This is a genomic window from Janthinobacterium sp. Ant5-2-1 (assembly GCF_001445815.1).
In the GTDB taxonomy this organism is placed as follows: Bacteria; Pseudomonadota; Gammaproteobacteria; order Burkholderiales; family Burkholderiaceae_D; genus Janthinobacterium; species Janthinobacterium lividum_E.
The window spans coordinates 15,746-30,481 of sequence record NZ_LNCE01000018.1 but is presented as its reverse complement, the minus strand read 5'-3'; the positions used below and the strand labels follow the sequence as shown (position 1 = coordinate 30,481).

The window sequence follows — 14,736 nt, the reverse complement described above, 5'->3', positions numbered from 1 at the left end:
TGCGCCTACTTCAGTGATTGACCGATAGTCATGGTTCGGCTAGTCGGATTTTTTGCCTTGCGATTTTTTGCAGCTTTGCCAGAATTTTTTTTCGGTGGCATTTCCAGGAATACATTTCCATTTACGATTTGCTTGATCCGCCATTGTTGGATGGAGTTGCCTGCTTCTAGTGCCAAAAGTTCACCGTCGGGCATTCGGAAACCAACTTTTTCGGCTCCAACGGTTCCTGCTATGTATTCAATCTTCGGGTACTGCTTGGGTGCCCTATACGGTTTAATAAAGTCGGCAGCCGGCAACGGCGTTTGCGGAGCCGGGTTTATCAAACCCAATTTTTGAGCTGTTTCAGCCGCCAGCTGTAACCGTTGTGCTTCCGCGACCTGCCGAATCGACAATGCAGCGGTCTGCGTCGTCGGCGCTGGTTTAATTGTTTCTTTGGCAGTAGTCTGGGAAGTGTTGACACTATTTCCTGTTGGAATTACCATTGCGCCAGTTCGACCAGGCTCAGCCTTGGTTGTCGCCTTAGCAGTCACTGCTTCAATCTTTACTGGGGTTGATGCCGGCGCCGAAGGCGTAGGGTTACCTTTAACCGCGGGAGTGTTGGTCGATGGCATTGGCATTTGCTGCGCAGTAGCTACTGCGGTCAGGACCATAGCCGCCAGAGTTGAAAGCAATTTAGCGAACATAAGTAGTGCCTTTTAACGTTATTTTGAGTTGGTCAGCTTTGCCGCCAGGTGTAAATGAAATGGAGAAGCTTTGCCACCACACCGCCGCAGGGGTGTGGTCAATCAGATCTTGAACGAACGGGTACCGCGCGGTCACTGAGACAGGGCGAGCGAGCACTGATACAGCTCGAGGTAGTAAAGATGCATTACCGCTTGGGGGCGTAGGCCAAACCGCAAAGTCCTTTGTTTGTTCCTGGACCAAAAGTCCCGCATTACGCCAGACCTGATAAGCGTTTCGGCTGTCTGCCTTTGCACTTTCTTCTACTTCGAGATTTGCTGTAGAGGTGTAGCCGGCCGGCTTGAGTTGCGAAGGCCAAGCAAATATTGAAACTTCCTCGGAACTCTCTTCCGGCAGATATGTTTCGTGCGGAAGTGCTGCGATAAGAGACTTCGTTGTACCGCCCATGCGATCCCAGGTCGAAGTACATCGAGCCATATCGCAGTCGATTTGACGAAGAATCCATCCATCTGGCCAGACATCGTAATGTTCCAACTGAAGCAAAGTTAGTTTTACTGAAGCGCGGTCAAAACCTAAATTGCCAATGCTGGCTGCCAATGCTGCCTGGTATGACGGTAATGGATCTTCGGCTGCGAGAGTAGCTTGTGTCGTAGCCAGCTTGGCGTCTGCCTGTAGTTGTTGGTAGTGATGAATACCACCGACAACAACGGCACATGCAACCAGCATCCCGGCGATAACCGACTTCTTGAACGGAATTTTTCCAAGACGAGTTGATTTGTTAGCTGCTGCCCACAAATCACCTTCGCTGATCAGTTCGGCAAACGGATGCACACTGGTGTCGTTGCTATAGATAGCGTGACCGCGTGCGCCGAATAGCCCGTCAACTACCTTTTTAAGATAGTCTCCGACGTTCTCGATTGGCAAGACCTGGTCGACGACCGGCAGCCCATTTTGGACAACTACCAGCGTTGCAATCTTTTCGAAGCACCACGCCAGAACCATATTGGCATTGCCTGCATGGGAGCGCGCAAAAAGGGCGCCGAGCGCATGCTGTTCGCTTCCGACCGATTCGTCCAATTCGCCAATGCTCGTTGTGCCGACGGTAGCATGCATGACACCATCCACATTTGCTACATGAACAATAATGCGATCAGCGGCATGTGCCGTAGCATAAGCGCGGACCTCTGGCGTGATGCTCTTCTTGGCCTGGTAATGGGCAAGTACGTTCCATTCCAAGCCAGCAATAACAACGCGTTTTTTGTTTTTAAAAATTACTTGTGTCATATCAGAACCAGTCTTAGAGGATGACTGGGCGAACGAAAATCACGAAGTTTTCTCGTTGCATCTCGATTTTTCGGCTCCCGCCCCAACCAATCGACGCGCCCTCTGCCAGCGACCGTTGATCCGTGGTTGTTACTAAACGCGAGAGGCCAGAGATTGCAATAACTTCGCCCGGCTTCAGCGCGACGGTGTATTGGTCGTTGACACTTGTTACGCGAGGAGTCTGCACCTTCTGGATGGTCAGGCCACTGCCTACAGTCACATCGAACAGGCCCAGCAAATCGGACAGCGAAACGCCAAACTTCAAAAGGACAGTGTTGTTGTCGAGAATTTGTGGGATGGCAACGTATTGATCGCCGGTCGTAATCTTGTCAGTTTTCAGACCAGGCGCACCGACGCCCGTCGAGCTGGCGGGCCCTGGCGTGGTTTCAGCCAAATATCCTTCAGTCGACAATCGGGATTTTTTCGCCCAGGTTCGATTCAACGCAAGCAACGACACAGGCCGGTACTGAACGCTGGTGCCATATTGTTTGAGTAGATTCACGATTACAGATGAGTTGCCGAAGCGCGCACTTGTATTCGAATTGTTGCCATCGCCAGTATTAAGAATGTTGAGACCAATACTTCCGCTCGTGGCGCCCGTCAATGTAGACGGTGAAGCGATGTTTGCGCCGTAGATGCCTGATAGAGTGTTGAACACAGCAGACCAGTTCAGCCCACGCTCATCGCTGTCGGCTGTTCGGACAGAGTAGATGTCAAACTGGATCTGCGCCTGGCGAAGCATTGAGGTGTTCTCTGACTTCAGAAAGTCGCGTACTTGGCTTTGCATCTCACGGGACGTTTTCACAACCATCCGGCCACTTCCTTCGGACCGAGTGACACTGGAGCCAGGGACAGATTGGATCATCTGCTTCACTGCAGCAAGTATGGATTCAACTGCATCGAGTTCCTTGTCGCTTTCTTTTACCTCGAGTTGCGTTGAGGCCGATTGCGATGCTCCTGAGCCAGAGGTTCCGGAAGTGCCAGTCGAGGCGCCGCCGGTGGTCATGGAATAGGTCGTCTTCCCGGTGAACGCCGCGACTTCGTGAAACTCGGTCACGTACTTCATAATCACGACAGTGTTGTCCCTGAATTCCCAAGCCAGGCCAAGGCGATCGGTAAGGTGGTTCAGAAAACCGACAAGAGTCCCGTTCCATTTCATTTCAAGTGAATCGACCATTACCTGCGCCGCCGCCGGTGCTGATGGTTGAAAGCTGCTTGGGATCATGGGCAATGGGCTTGGTGGCAGCTGGCCTAAAGCTTGCGGGTTAAATGGAACGGGCGCCACAGGACGAGGCGCATTTCCTTCATCGCTACGGCCCCAGCTTTCGAGGGCGTCCGGTTGAATGCGAACGGCCACGCCAGTCAATTCGGTGAGCCTTTTTCCTACCGTGTTCAATGATACAAATCGATTTTCTTTCTTGTCATTGAATTCAAGCCAGTACTTCGTTTTGAAAACTGAAGGCAACTTGTCATCATTGGTGACTGGTACCATTTGGGAACCCAGCCACGCTTTTTTCGAACGGCGCAAGACTGGCATATTGGACTGCTCGGCGGCCAATTTATTAGCGTACTCGGCTGACCCGCGCGTTGCAGAGTTTGCTGTAGCTGCAATGCTACCGGTGCCCATTGTGGCCTTGGCCAGAGCGTTGCTGACCTCATCGGTTGCTGCGCGTTGCAGTTGGGGCGAAGTACATGCTGTGAGCATCAGGGCAGCAATTGGAATGATCTTCTTCATGATTATCTTTAACGAGTTAGTCGGGGCATTCTTGTGATTGCTCGCCTTGACGCGTGATACGAATTAACGGCGGCGTGTTCGCATAGACACATGCTTCGAGCGGATAGGCGCCAAAGCGGATGCCAGGTGTCATTAATGCAGCCTTGACTGCATCCACGAATGAACCTGAGAAGGTCGATGTACTGTCAATGAGCAAATGCTTATTCGCATCCCACTGAACCCTCCAGCCGGCGGACTTTGCCCATCGATCGAATGTCGCTGCTAAGCGAACATCACCAGGTAATACCACCCAGTCCTGAACGGTTGCTGATCCGGTCGATGTCGTGTCGTCATCTGAAATAAATGGTGTGCCGTCAGCCATCCGGCCGGATTCTTGTGTCCGCTTCAACCTGCCTTCAAGCTGCCTGATTTTCGCCAAGATCGCTGCGTTGGGCGAACTGGCGTTCGCAGGAATAGATGTAACAGCAGCTTTGTTCCCACGAATCAGGGAGGTCGCACGGCCATTCATTTGAATCTTAATTTCCCGCGGTTCGCCCGTCAGTACGTAGGAATCACCGTCTGCGGTTGCGCCAAGGACTACAAGCCCTGGCACTGCGTCGATGAAAGTATTTTTACCGTCGCTGTGCGTGCGAAATTGTTGATTGATTGTTTGATCTGCAATGTAATAGTTGCTATCAGTTGCAGCGTGAGCAGCAATCGACGTCAACATTAATGCAATCGCAGTGAAGGCGTAAATTGGTTTCATGTGAGTAGAAAATTTCCTGGTAGATAGTCGAGCCGTTTGCTAGATTTTGAGTCAAGTACTTGTGGGTACTTGGATAAGAGGTACTTTTAAATCGACGTGATTTAGCAATGCAATTTGATGGAAGGAATTTTGGCGAGTGAAAATAGATCGACCAAACTCATCGAACTCTGCTTGCTTTGATGTGACTTTGAAGTTCCGCCAGGCTGAATGCATTGTTGATGGAAGACATTTTGTAATTCCTGGCAGAACCTCTGTAAGAAGATGCATCCCCTAGTAAGTCGCGAAAATCTTCTGGTGAGCTACAAATTTAGGGCTCAGTTTTTGCACTTTATGAAAAGCAACCTAATAGCAATCAATGGTTTAGGTCACTTTTCGGATGGACTCAGTGTCCAGCAGCTATGGTTGGTAGGGAACCATTGCCATGTCTTGGGCGACCATAAAGATGAATTCCTCTCCCTCCTGCAAGCTAAGAGTTGGAGGAATTTGTCTATTCCTTTCAAGAAGCGACTTGAGAACGTCGTTAAAAGAAGTTGCAAATATTGAGCCGGCCGTACCTGAACTCGCGTTGCCATTCATACTTTGCAACGTGCTTACAGTCGTGTCTGTACTTGGAAGAAGAAGCGTTGAAGCACCCAGAACAAGACTGGTTCCGAACATCTTCATGAAATGATTGTTTACATTTGCTTTTATGCCTGACATACCCGTCATATCAGCTGCGCTGGCGCCAGAGAGCGATACCCAGTTTCCGTTTGGCAAAATCAGCCTGTTCATTGCCATGAGCAGACGTTCCTGGCCCACTACGACCTGGCTGCTGTAAACGCCGATCAGCTGACTTCCTTTTGGGATGACAACGTATCGTTGCTTACTATCGTATACGTCCGAAGTGACACGGGCTAACACTCTTCCTGGAAGATCGCTATTTACTCGCGTAAGTAATACCGAACGAATGACATGTCCTTCGCTCACGATGGTTGATGCCTGTGGTGACATCTGTCGTGTAAGGCTCGGAATTGAGTTAGACGCTGTTGCGTTTGTAGCCAAGAAGTCGTCATTGGCACTCTTACTCCGGACTGGTTCTTTTTGTCCCATCGCAGCCATAAGACTATCTTGCATTGCCTTTTGCGCGCGGAGAGCATCAGATTTTTCGGCATCTGCAATATCACCTTGCAGGTTGGCAAGGGCTGCTGGTTTCGCGTTCTCGGCGCTGCCAGACTGGCCAATGAGCTTCACCTTGGTGACTTCAATTGCTGACGCCCGAATTTCCTCTTGACGTGCAACGGCTGCCGCATACGCTTGAGCGGCTTTGTCGTTCTGATCTCCAGTAGGTTGAGACGTTGACGCACCAGATGCAGCGCCGTTACTAGCAGAATGCGAAGAAGCTGGATTATATGTTCCTGTTGCTGCTGGTGCGCCATATGAAGCAACTTGTGGATTGGCCACAGAAGTTTTAGCCGGCATCGAGCCTGGCATTACCGGTACCGTGACTGAGGGTTTCTTAGCGGCTTCATCCTTCAAACCTCTCATCATAGCCACTGTTTCATCAGCTTGCCGAGCTGTATCAACTTCCACAGGAGCAGGCGCTGCACGGAGTGCTTCCTGCTTGTTGTCTGGCATAAAAAGCCAAACGCATAGGGCGATCCCCATAAGAGGCATTGACCACTTTGTGGCCGTTTTAAGAAGCGTGCGCGGGGGGGAGCCTGCCGAGACGTCGCTTGTGGACTCAGCATGATCTGAGGGTACAGTCATACCAGGTTCATCGCGATCTTCCGGCTCAATCGCTGGGAGGCTTGCAAATGGATCCTTTGCCATAATGTTAGAGTCCCCGCTTTGGGTCGTACTGACCGCGCTTTGTGACCTTTACTTCTGCATTGCCGAGTTTAAGCAGCAACTTTGTGGCCACACGTTCGACAACGATCATGTTCGCCTTAACTTGATAATTTATTAAGGACGGATTATCGTCATCATCAAGTAGGAATATGGCTGGGCTATCTTGAGTGTTCGGCATTACCAGGAAAGTAAATTTTCCATTTGTGTACACGGCAGATGGCTTGAACATGGCGTCACCGTCAATTTTGAAACCGAAATCAAGCGTGGCCGGATCAATGTTGGTTGCCACAACTTGGTCGGCCAATCGGTTCTTCTCAGCGTCTACAACCGCCGTTTCTGTTTCCTTGCGCAGCTTCACTTCGAGCTCGCGGTCTGGATATAGAAAACTAACTTTTTGAAACACTGGAGCGCTTCCGGATTTACCCGCTATCAGTTGAAACTGATATGTCCGTTTGTTTGTGACAATCGTGAGAGAAGTTTCCAGATCGAAGCGCAATGGCTTGATGAAGAGGTGGCGTGGGCCACCAGTAACAATCCACTGTGCTTGATCGCCAATGGCCGGCGTTTCTTTCACGCCTTCGTCTTCGCCCAGTTCAAGGTGCGTGGTCAGGTTGGGCACCGACATAATGCGAAAAATCACATCCGGCGAATACGTGTAGCGGACGATCCGGTTTTCTTTCGGGACTGGAATGGCTTGTGCCGCAATGTCAGCCGAAATTTCTTTCGGTGCGGGCATACCCCTTTTCGCTGCAGGCGCTGCGTGCGTAACAACAGGGATCATCAACGCCATACAAGCGGCTATCTTGTTGAGTTTCATTTTGAAACGGATTCCTCGGTGATGTTGATGTTGGTAATGAAAAGGCCGGCTGGATTTTTCATTACCTCCGCGCGGGTCGTTGGTTTCACGCGGGTGAAAGAGACTGTCATTGCATATGTCACGATCACTGGAATCGATTCCGGCGTGAGACGGGTAATTGTCCGGAAGCGAAGCAAGGCGACGTCGTCTTTAATAAAATTGAGCGTGGTATAGTCGTAAGTGCGGCTGTATTGAGGGTAATCCCTCAGTGAAACGAGAGGATTGTCTTTCCGGCGCATTTCCGAAAGTTGAGCTTTTGCCGAGCCAATTACCAATCCGCCAGCTTCCGTCAACGTGCCATCGATAGTTGCACGGTTTACATCGAATACACTGTTAGCCCACTTATTGAGAAAGTAAGCAATCGAATCACTGTCAGGGGCCCAATTGCCTACGGCCGTGCCATCGGCTACAAGGCGCCCCCCTTCCACTTTATTGACTTGGTACGTTTCCACACTTTTCATTGGTAAGAAAATATTCCAGGCGACGCCGTTGACGATATGCCCTGCGGCGAGCACAACAGCAATCAGGAACATTCGGTTTCGTTCAAGCGTAGGGCGAGCGCCTCGTTCGAAGTATTCAACCTCGGTATCCTTGGACATTGGACCAGGTGCGAAGTCAGGAGGTAAGCCCCCGGACGATGTCGGCTTGGTAGGGGTTTGTGACTGATTTTTCATACAGCCATTTTCTCTAATGTTTCCAATCAACAAGTGGCAATTGGTTGCGAGAAATTGATGCGATTCGAACAAAAAAAACCCGCCGGAGCGGGTTGGGAATATGCGCAACAAGACTAACTTATGTACCCCCTATTTCTACCCTACGGTTAGCTGCACGACCTGCAGGGGTTCGGTTCTCAGCGATAAAATTACCAGCTCCATCAAACTCGACCACAATTTTGGCCGCGGCGACGCCCATCGATACGAGGTATCGCTTAGCGGCCTCGGCTCGAGCCTTGGCAAGTGCTTTGCTGCCAGAGGTGGAGGATTCGCTATCAGTAAAACCTCGAACCGAAATATTCTTGGCTTTGCGTGATAGTTCTTCCAATTGCGCTCGTTGATCTTGGGCAGGATTGAACTGGCGGCTATTATTTGGAAAAGGGACAATCACAACACTTGGTTCCTGTGTGCCCCGCCGTTCTTCGACCGCAACCGCAGGAGCGGGAGGAGCAGAATCAATAGCACCTGCGCCTGTGAGCATAGCTTTGAGATCCGCAAGTTCTTTTCGCATACGAGTGATCTCCGCAACAATTGCAGGGTCGGATTCCACTGGTTCTTGTTGCTTAACCGAAGTATCAACAGCGATCGCTTTTGGGTGCTCCACTTGGGCAGTAGCATTACGTATCACGCGCGAAGCCGCCATCGAAGTCGAAACTGTGAAGAACGAGTGCATACCTGCCAAGACGACGTTTTCACCAATGACGTTGAACGCAATAGGAGCGTTTTTCTCATCCAGGAACTGCGTAGTTTTCGGGTTTAGGTCTCGAACTTGAACGACGGTATTTCCGCTTAGATCAAAGACCTGTACAACGCCGTTAGCTTTCCCATTATCAACTGAGTAGTTAAACCCAATCGCAGTCGATGGTGCTGAGGTGTAACAACCCGTCAGCACGGCAACCATAGCGTAAGTCAAGAGCGATAGTTTAAATTTTTTCATATTCATTGATGTGAGTATTAGACCTTAGGGCTTAGGTGCACCTGCCCACTTTGCAAATTTTATGCTTTGTTTTACACCACTGACGCCGCCTTTTAGCGTGTTGGCTACAGCGTTTCCAGTCCCCTGACCACCTTTCTTAAGGACGTTCGCACCTTTCGATACAGCGTCTTTCATGCCAGCGCTGCTACTCTTCGCTACGCCTATATGGCCGGGGAACAGTGCGCTTGTAATGGAAGGGGCTTGGCTGACCATGCTATTAATTGTAAGAAGCAGAATCGCAACGATCACCAAACCAACAGCAGTCGCTTCACCAGTATTTTGAGAAACACCAACGGTTTGCATCAACTTGTAGGCAATAGTGAAAATAACGTTTATTACTCCCTGGAGGCCGGCAGATATAACGAGAAATTGCACCCATTTCGTAAAGTAGTCGCGAGTCCAGGGCGTAACGATGCCAGCGATCATCACTGGGCCGAATGCTACACCAACAGAAAAAAGGAACGGACCAATTAACAGCAAGCCAAGTGCTTCGGCAATTCCTGTCAGGAGAATTACAACAATGGCGAGGCAGAATAATACTGTTATGAGTAAATCGACAACTTGAACCATAAACTTAGACGGTTTGGTTACTAAATTCGCGAACTTAAGATTTTCACCAAAGGCACTTTTAATAGCTGATGAAATATGTGCAAAAACCGATCCGTATACGTTCAAGATTCCATCGAAAGGTGTCGTTCCGCCGGGCCCATCTGTACCGAGGGTACGAAAAACATCAAGGACGCCCTCAAACTTGGGAAGAAGAGTTGGGTAGGCAGTGATGAAGGCTGCAGCAAAGACACATGGAATACCAACATCAAAAATTACCACAAGCATGGATTTTGTTCTGCCACTGAGAAATTGCATCACTTCATAAAGTAGATATATAAGACCAAGCCCGCCTGCAATCATTAACGCAGTCGAGTTCAGCTTCGTGGCAATGCTATAGCCTGTGGTTTTCATGGTTTCGGTGAGATTGGATCCCGCCTTTTTCCCAACCGCACGAACAGCACCATCCATACTTTCAAAAAATCCGCCGGCGTCAGCTTTCTTGGCCGGTTCAGCCGCACTGACCCCATGAGTCGCCATTAGTGCGAATAGGAATGCGGCGACAAAGAATTTAAAAATATTCATTCAGGGTATCAGGTTGGAGTTAATCGGTAATTTAATTGTGATGATAGTTAGTATTTCTTTGCTGCATCGCGTAGTCTTTGCTGATAGCTATTCATCTGGTTGTCAGCTTCCTCATCTCTGGATGCGTCGTCGGTTGCTTTGTCGTTATGTTTCATTTCATTGGCGCGATTTGTGGATGCGAGAATTGAAATGATTTGTTGGTTCTGGCCGATCAGAACATCGATTGAGGCGCCAAGTGTCTGCATGGCTTCTGTTTGTCCTTGCACGCTTCCCAGCTTGCTCACGATGGCCTGGCGCTGTTGAGAGGTCTGTTCAATGGATGCATTGATTGCGCGATATCGTTGAGCAGCCGTATCGCGCTGCTGTTTGTCCAGTTGACTACGAGAATTCAAGTAATCACTCCAGGACATTCCTGATGCGCCATACTTGGCTGAAATCCGTTCCGTCAGGTCAGCCGATTGTTGAAAATCGTTTTCCAATCGGCTGTCGACCGCTTTGAGTTGCTTGTAGAGATTTAAGGCTTCTTTAACCTGGGCGATTCCTTCCAAATTCGCAATGGACTTTACCGATTTGGCCATGTTAACGGCCGATTGCGTTTCTTGGATGAGCTGCTTCGCCGCAGTTATTTCTTGTTTGACTGCGGCAACTGCACTTGTGTAGTTCTGCACAAAGTTAGTTGGATCGAAGACTGGAATTGACAGTGCCGGTACTGCCGTTACGCCAAGAGCCAGACAAATTGCCAGTTGCTTCAAAGTTTTCATTTTCATTATTTTCTCCATTATTTACATTGACTGTACTTCGGTGAGATAGTCTTTTTGCCAGCCTAGTTCGTTTGCGGCTTCGTGCTTATCGAAGACGTTAAGAACAGCCTTCTCCGAACGGAGATATGCCAACGCTGCCGAGGTAAATTCGGTGGTCATCACACGCGTATGGCCATCCTGTACAAGCAGATAATCCCGCTTGGGCTGCAGTTGAGCGATCATGTTGATCTGATGGTCTTCGAAACCAAAATTGTCACGGTAATGTTCGCGATGCGATGCGATTTTTTTGTTGTGTAGCAATAAGAAACTGTAAATATTGTCGAGGATGGTCGCCGACATTTCGGCATTCGTGACAGATTCAGGGGACTGAATCGACATCCACAGGAAACCATTTCTCGATCGGATTGCCTTAAGCCATTCGGAGATCATTGGTGCGAACCGTGAATCGTTAACTAGGAACGACGCTTCCTCGATGTAAATAAAGGTTGGCGTACCGTCAAGCTGGGTATAGATTTTGCGGAAAACGAGGTCAATAAATGCTCGCGCAATACGGTCCACAGACAAGATCGATGACATTTCGATAGTCGTCCAGTTTGAAAGAGACAGGTCGTCTTCTTCGTTATCGAACATTCCAAATGGCCTGCCCTGGAGCCATTCAGCGAGTTGGGCCTCAAGACGTTTGGATACAAGAACTGCCAGCTTGCTCATACTTACAGGGCCATCACCGAGGCAAAGGTCCGCGAGGGCTCCGTCGAGATTTTGACGATCTTCCGTATTGGCAATAAAACCACCCTCTTCAAATCGGCGCAAAATGAATTCCCGAACCCAAGTTCGGCCGTCTTCAGTGCCGTCGCGCATCATGGCTAGCGGATTTAAGCGTGTGTTACGCTTTTTAAGATCAATATGTTTTCCGCCATGCAACTTCGTTACAACTTCGCAGCTTCGGTTGCGATCGAACACGATTGTGCGCACGCCGGCACCATAGCGCTGGAATTGCGACAAGCAAAAGTTCACGAATGTAGACTTACCGTTCCCTGTTGGCGCAATGATAAGCATGTGCCCTACTTGGTCTACGTGTGATGAAAAGTTAAAACGTCCGCCGTATCGATTGCCAAACACGGCCAACTGCGGTACTGGCTTGCGGAAAACTTGCTTTGAAAAAAATGCGTGCTCGCGTCGGCCCTCGTCCATCGTATAGATGGGACACGCATCTGCCACATTCTCAACGGAAACGAGGTCATAACGTGACTGCGTCGCCCACTGGCCTGGCAAAAGTGCGGCGAATGCCGGCATGGCATTGATCCGCTCGCGGTCAGCTGTGAAATGGTTGTTTTCGAGGTTGGTTACAACGCGGTCACAATTACGTTTAAGTTCGCTTTTAGTTTCACCATATACAAACACGGACATTGCCATATATGCGTATGTGATTCCTTCAGCACCGATTCGCTCCTGTGCTTCTTTACAGGCGTAAAGCATCGATTCCTTGCCTGGCTTGGCCTCTGGCTCACTTCCACCAGCCTTGGCTAGGGCATGGGCGATGAGGCCGTACTGTGTCAGGTGATAGTATTCAATGGCTGGATTGATGGTGTCGGTGCTCTCCCCCGCGTCGAGGAATCGGACGATCTGGCAGATTGTCATCTCCAGATCCATCGCGGCGAGCGTTTCGAATAGCATTGGGGACGTAGTAGAAGGCCACCCCTTGATACCTACTACTCCCATGAATGTTGAGCGGTGACTTCCGTCGAATTTAATCAGGTCAGGGCCTGCCGCTACATAGTTACGAGGCAGCCAGGAGTCGAGCAGTGCGTCAGCAGGTTTCTGCATTGATGTAGCGTTGCTTGCTCGGTTCAGAATTGCGCCCAGTGCAGAAGTAAAATCATTGCTTTCCAGGCGATTTAACCTGATAGGGACCGCACTGGTGAATGCCGCAATAACGCGCTCAAAGGAGATGATATTGTCTCGAAGAGTACCAACATCGTGCGCAAACGCCTTTCGGCCAGACAGTGACTCTTTCAGAGCCGACATCAAGGCGGAAGTTATGGCTACACCCTTCTCTGTTTGGATGCGTGCGACCCTATCGAAGAATTTGTCACTACCGGTGCTGCCGGTATACAAGAGGTAAAGGGTGTATCGAGTCGTGAAGTGGTTGCCGCCCTTGAAACGTTCGGAGTAGATGTCGTCCAGATCCGCTGCAGTCTGATTCTGGAAGTCGCCCTGGACATAGCTGTAGTCTCTACGCTTGTCGACTATCCACCAAGCGGTGACGCGGCTATCCAGACGCGAGAAGACCTTCTGCATTTGTTCAGTGTACGAATCGACTTGCTCTTCGAAAAGGTCAGCTTTGATTAGTCCAGAGCGGTTGGCGCTCCTGGTCGGCAATGGATATAGTATTGGCTGGCGCGAGATCTCTCGTGGCGGAGCATCAAAATTCCCGCGAGATAATGTGAAGGTTATGCGTTGTAGGAAGTGCCAGTTGCCGCACCTGGTCGAAGCGCACTTTGTTCGACACACATGCACAGAGTGCCTCGCGGAACCAAAGGTATAGCCTGCTGCCCTTACCCAAGTTAAGAGCCCCCATTAATTCAGCATGGGGGCTTTTTGATTTATGAACTTGTGGGCTAGGTCTCCATCAGTTGGACTTCTGCTAAGACTCAGCTCGTAGCTTCTCCGCCCAGGGCTTCGACCACGTCGGCCATCAGCTTGCTCAACTCGCCCGTCATCAGCATCACGTCGCCGTCGAAACGCTCTTCGTCGTTCTTCGTGCTCGATTCCGTTTCCTTGATCACGTCCAGCGGCTTGACGCTCTTGATGGCCAGCGATTCCGTCAGCACGAACGAGATCTTGTCGTTCCACGTCATGGCCAGGCGCGTGCACTGCTTGCCGGCCGCGATGTGGCGGCGCACGTCGTCCGCTTCCAGGGTGTGGCGCACGTAGCGCACGGTGGCCTTGCTCTCGCCCGTGGCGCGCAATTCCGTATCCATGTCGACCGTGAAGCCGGCAGGCGCATCGTCGGCCTGCAGCCATTCCGTCATCACCGCCACGGGCGAGCGCTGCACGCGCAGGCTTTCCAGCGGCAGTTTGTCGACGGCTTTCAACAGCAGCTTGATGACTTCATCGGCTTTCGCCGGGCTGGCGGCATCGACCACCAGCCAGCCATTGACAGGGTCGATCCAGGTCCAGACGTTGCTGCGGATGCTGAAGGCGCGCGGCAGCAACTCGTCGGCCACGCGTTCCTTCAATTCTTTCATGGCTTTCTTGCCAGGCGCAACGCCTTGCGCTTCTTCCATCTCGGCGGCGCGGGCCTTGGCCACCTGGTTGATGACGGTCGCTGGCAGCAATTTCTTTTCCTTGCCCAGCAAGATCAGCATCTGCTTGTTGACCACGTGGACCAGGCCGCCGTTCGGACGTGGCGTATCCCAGCCCTGGCGCATCAGATCCATGCTGGTTGGGGGTGTGAATTTGTTCGAGGACAAGGCCTCTTCCAGTTGTTCTGGCGTATAAGCCGATGGTGCTGGAAGTCGATAAATCTGAAGATTTTTGAACCACATTTGATTTCCTTATTTATAAATGATTTGTAAGTCGGGGTGTTGGGAGGATTGATTCGCTTATTCGTCAACAACAATTACGGTAGTTAAATCGACAAGGCCGCGCCACATGCTGCCGTCATCGTCATCTATCACTGTAACGATTTCTGTCATCTCGTTGAATTCAGTTACATGACCGTGACCCCATTGTGCAGGGTCTGTCTGGTATTCAACATGAGTACCTATTCGCATATGTATTTTTCCAAACGATTGCCGGATCGGATCGGGGCGCTTTCCGATATTTTTGTAATCGAATAAATTCATTCTTGTTATGGCCATAATTAACAATTGTGCAAACGAGTATTGAATTGTCCGCTCAGCGCTCTGATGATTATTATCGCAACTTTGAATGTGGGGGAGCGCATGAATCCTGAGATAAATCTAGCCCAAATAAGGCACATTCA

General features: G+C 50.3%; 13 protein-coding genes. All 13 read right to left on the bottom strand.

Annotated elements, in window-relative coordinates; genetic code table 11:
* Positions 1 to 5: 5 nt before the first annotated feature.
* Positions 6 to 683 carry a hypothetical protein gene (locus tag ASN89_RS28565; RefSeq protein ID WP_152988482.1) on the bottom strand — a complete coding sequence of 226 codons (678 nt, stop codon included), beginning with the start codon at positions 681 to 683 and terminating at the stop codon, positions 6 to 8.
* Positions 673 to 1,965 (bottom strand): hypothetical protein, encoded by a 1,293-nt coding sequence (locus tag ASN89_RS28560; protein WP_152988481.1) that lies wholly within the window; start codon positions 1,963 to 1,965, stop codon positions 673 to 675. The genes ASN89_RS28565 and ASN89_RS28560 overlap by 11 nt, the downstream gene beginning before the upstream one ends.
* Positions 1,966 to 1,978: 13 nt before the next feature.
* Entirely contained in the window at positions 1,979 to 3,739 is a 1,761-nt protein-coding gene (locus ASN89_RS07150) for a type II secretion system protein GspD (RefSeq protein ID WP_152988480.1), read from the bottom strand.
* A 16-nt stretch (positions 3,740 to 3,755) separates the two neighbouring features.
* Positions 3,756 to 4,484, bottom strand: a complete 729-nt coding sequence (locus ASN89_RS28070) for a TcpQ domain-containing protein (protein ID WP_082654447.1) — start codon at positions 4,482 to 4,484, stop codon at positions 3,756 to 3,758.
* Positions 4,485 to 4,880: 396 nt separating this feature from the next.
* Positions 4,881 to 6,098 (bottom strand): TrbI/VirB10 family protein, encoded by a 1,218-nt coding sequence (locus ASN89_RS28065; RefSeq protein WP_161911748.1) that lies wholly within the window; start codon positions 6,096 to 6,098, stop codon positions 4,881 to 4,883.
* 199 nt (positions 6,099 to 6,297) lie between these two features.
* Entirely contained in the window at positions 6,298 to 7,128 is an 831-nt protein-coding gene (locus tag ASN89_RS07130; protein ID WP_058048776.1) for a TrbG/VirB9 family P-type conjugative transfer protein, read from the bottom strand.
* The gene (locus tag ASN89_RS07125; protein ID WP_268766383.1) at positions 7,125 to 7,766 is read right to left on the bottom strand and encodes a type IV secretion system protein; all 642 of its coding nucleotides are present in this window, start codon (positions 7,764 to 7,766) and stop codon (positions 7,125 to 7,127) included. Before ASN89_RS07125 ends, ASN89_RS07130 begins: the two co-directional genes overlap by 4 nt.
* 193 nt (positions 7,767 to 7,959) lie before the next feature.
* Positions 7,960 to 8,817, bottom strand: coding sequence for an OmpA family protein (locus tag ASN89_RS28060; RefSeq protein ID WP_161911747.1), 858 nt, complete (start codon positions 8,815 to 8,817; stop codon positions 7,960 to 7,962).
* Positions 8,818 to 8,841: 24 nt separating this feature from the next.
* Complete coding sequence (locus ASN89_RS07120) at positions 8,842 to 9,987, bottom strand: type IV secretion system protein (protein ID WP_058048774.1); 1,146 nt, start codon at positions 9,985 to 9,987, stop codon at positions 8,842 to 8,844.
* A 47-nt stretch (positions 9,988 to 10,034) separates the two neighbouring features.
* On the bottom strand, positions 10,035 to 10,754 hold the full coding sequence (locus tag ASN89_RS07115; protein ID WP_058048773.1) for a hypothetical protein: 720 nt from the start codon (positions 10,752 to 10,754) through the stop codon (positions 10,035 to 10,037).
* A 15-nt stretch (positions 10,755 to 10,769) separates the two neighbouring features.
* On the bottom strand, positions 10,770 to 13,046 hold the full coding sequence (locus ASN89_RS07110; protein ID WP_152988479.1) for a VirB4 family type IV secretion system protein: 2,277 nt from the start codon (positions 13,044 to 13,046) through the stop codon (positions 10,770 to 10,772).
* Positions 13,047 to 13,399: 353 nt separating this feature from the next.
* On the bottom strand, positions 13,400 to 14,296 hold the full coding sequence (locus ASN89_RS07105; protein ID WP_058048771.1) for a recombination-associated protein RdgC: 897 nt from the start codon (positions 14,294 to 14,296) through the stop codon (positions 13,400 to 13,402).
* A gap of 57 nt (positions 14,297 to 14,353) precedes the next feature.
* Positions 14,354 to 14,596 carry a hypothetical protein gene (locus ASN89_RS28555; RefSeq protein WP_152988478.1) on the bottom strand — a complete coding sequence of 81 codons (243 nt, stop codon included), beginning with the start codon at positions 14,594 to 14,596 and terminating at the stop codon, positions 14,354 to 14,356.
* Positions 14,597 to 14,736 lie beyond the last annotated feature (140 nt).

What these genes read in the sequence shown, in the direction of transcription:
- ASN89_RS28565 (WP_152988482.1), bottom strand. Translation starts at nt 683, where the DNA reads ATGTTCGCTAAATTGCTTTCAACTCTGGCGGCTATGGTCCTGACCGCA.
- ASN89_RS28560 (WP_152988481.1), bottom strand. Translation starts at nt 1,965, where the DNA reads ATGACACAAGTAATTTTTAAAAACAAAAAACGCGTTGTTATTGCTGGC.
- ASN89_RS07150 (WP_152988480.1), bottom strand. Translation starts at nt 3,739, where the DNA reads ATGAAGAAGATCATTCCAATTGCTGCCCTGATGCTCACAGCATGTACT.
- ASN89_RS28070 (WP_082654447.1), bottom strand. Translation starts at nt 4,484, where the DNA reads ATGAAACCAATTTACGCCTTCACTGCGATTGCATTAATGTTGACGTCG.
- ASN89_RS28065 (WP_161911748.1), bottom strand. Translation starts at nt 6,098, where the DNA reads ATGCCAGACAACAAGCAGGAAGCACTCCGTGCAGCGCCTGCTCCTGTG.
- ASN89_RS07130 (WP_058048776.1), bottom strand. Translation starts at nt 7,128, where the DNA reads ATGAAACTCAACAAGATAGCCGCTTGTATGGCGTTGATGATCCCTGTT.
- ASN89_RS07125 (WP_268766383.1), bottom strand. Translation starts at nt 7,766, where the DNA reads ATGTCCAAGGATACCGAGGTTGAATACTTCGAACGAGGCGCTCGCCCT.
- ASN89_RS28060 (WP_161911747.1), bottom strand. Translation starts at nt 8,817, where the DNA reads ATGAAAAAATTTAAACTATCGCTCTTGACTTACGCTATGGTTGCCGTG.
- ASN89_RS07120 (WP_058048774.1), bottom strand. Translation starts at nt 9,987, where the DNA reads ATGAATATTTTTAAATTCTTTGTCGCCGCATTCCTATTCGCACTAATG.
- ASN89_RS07115 (WP_058048773.1), bottom strand. Translation starts at nt 10,754, where the DNA reads ATGAAAATGAAAACTTTGAAGCAACTGGCAATTTGTCTGGCTCTTGGC.
- ASN89_RS07110 (WP_152988479.1), bottom strand. Translation starts at nt 13,046, where the DNA reads ATGCAGAAGGTCTTCTCGCGTCTGGATAGCCGCGTCACCGCTTGGTGG.
- ASN89_RS07105 (WP_058048771.1), bottom strand. Translation starts at nt 14,296, where the DNA reads ATGTGGTTCAAAAATCTTCAGATTTATCGACTTCCAGCACCATCGGCT.
- ASN89_RS28555 (WP_152988478.1), bottom strand. Translation starts at nt 14,596, where the DNA reads ATGAATTTATTCGATTACAAAAATATCGGAAAGCGCCCCGATCCGATC.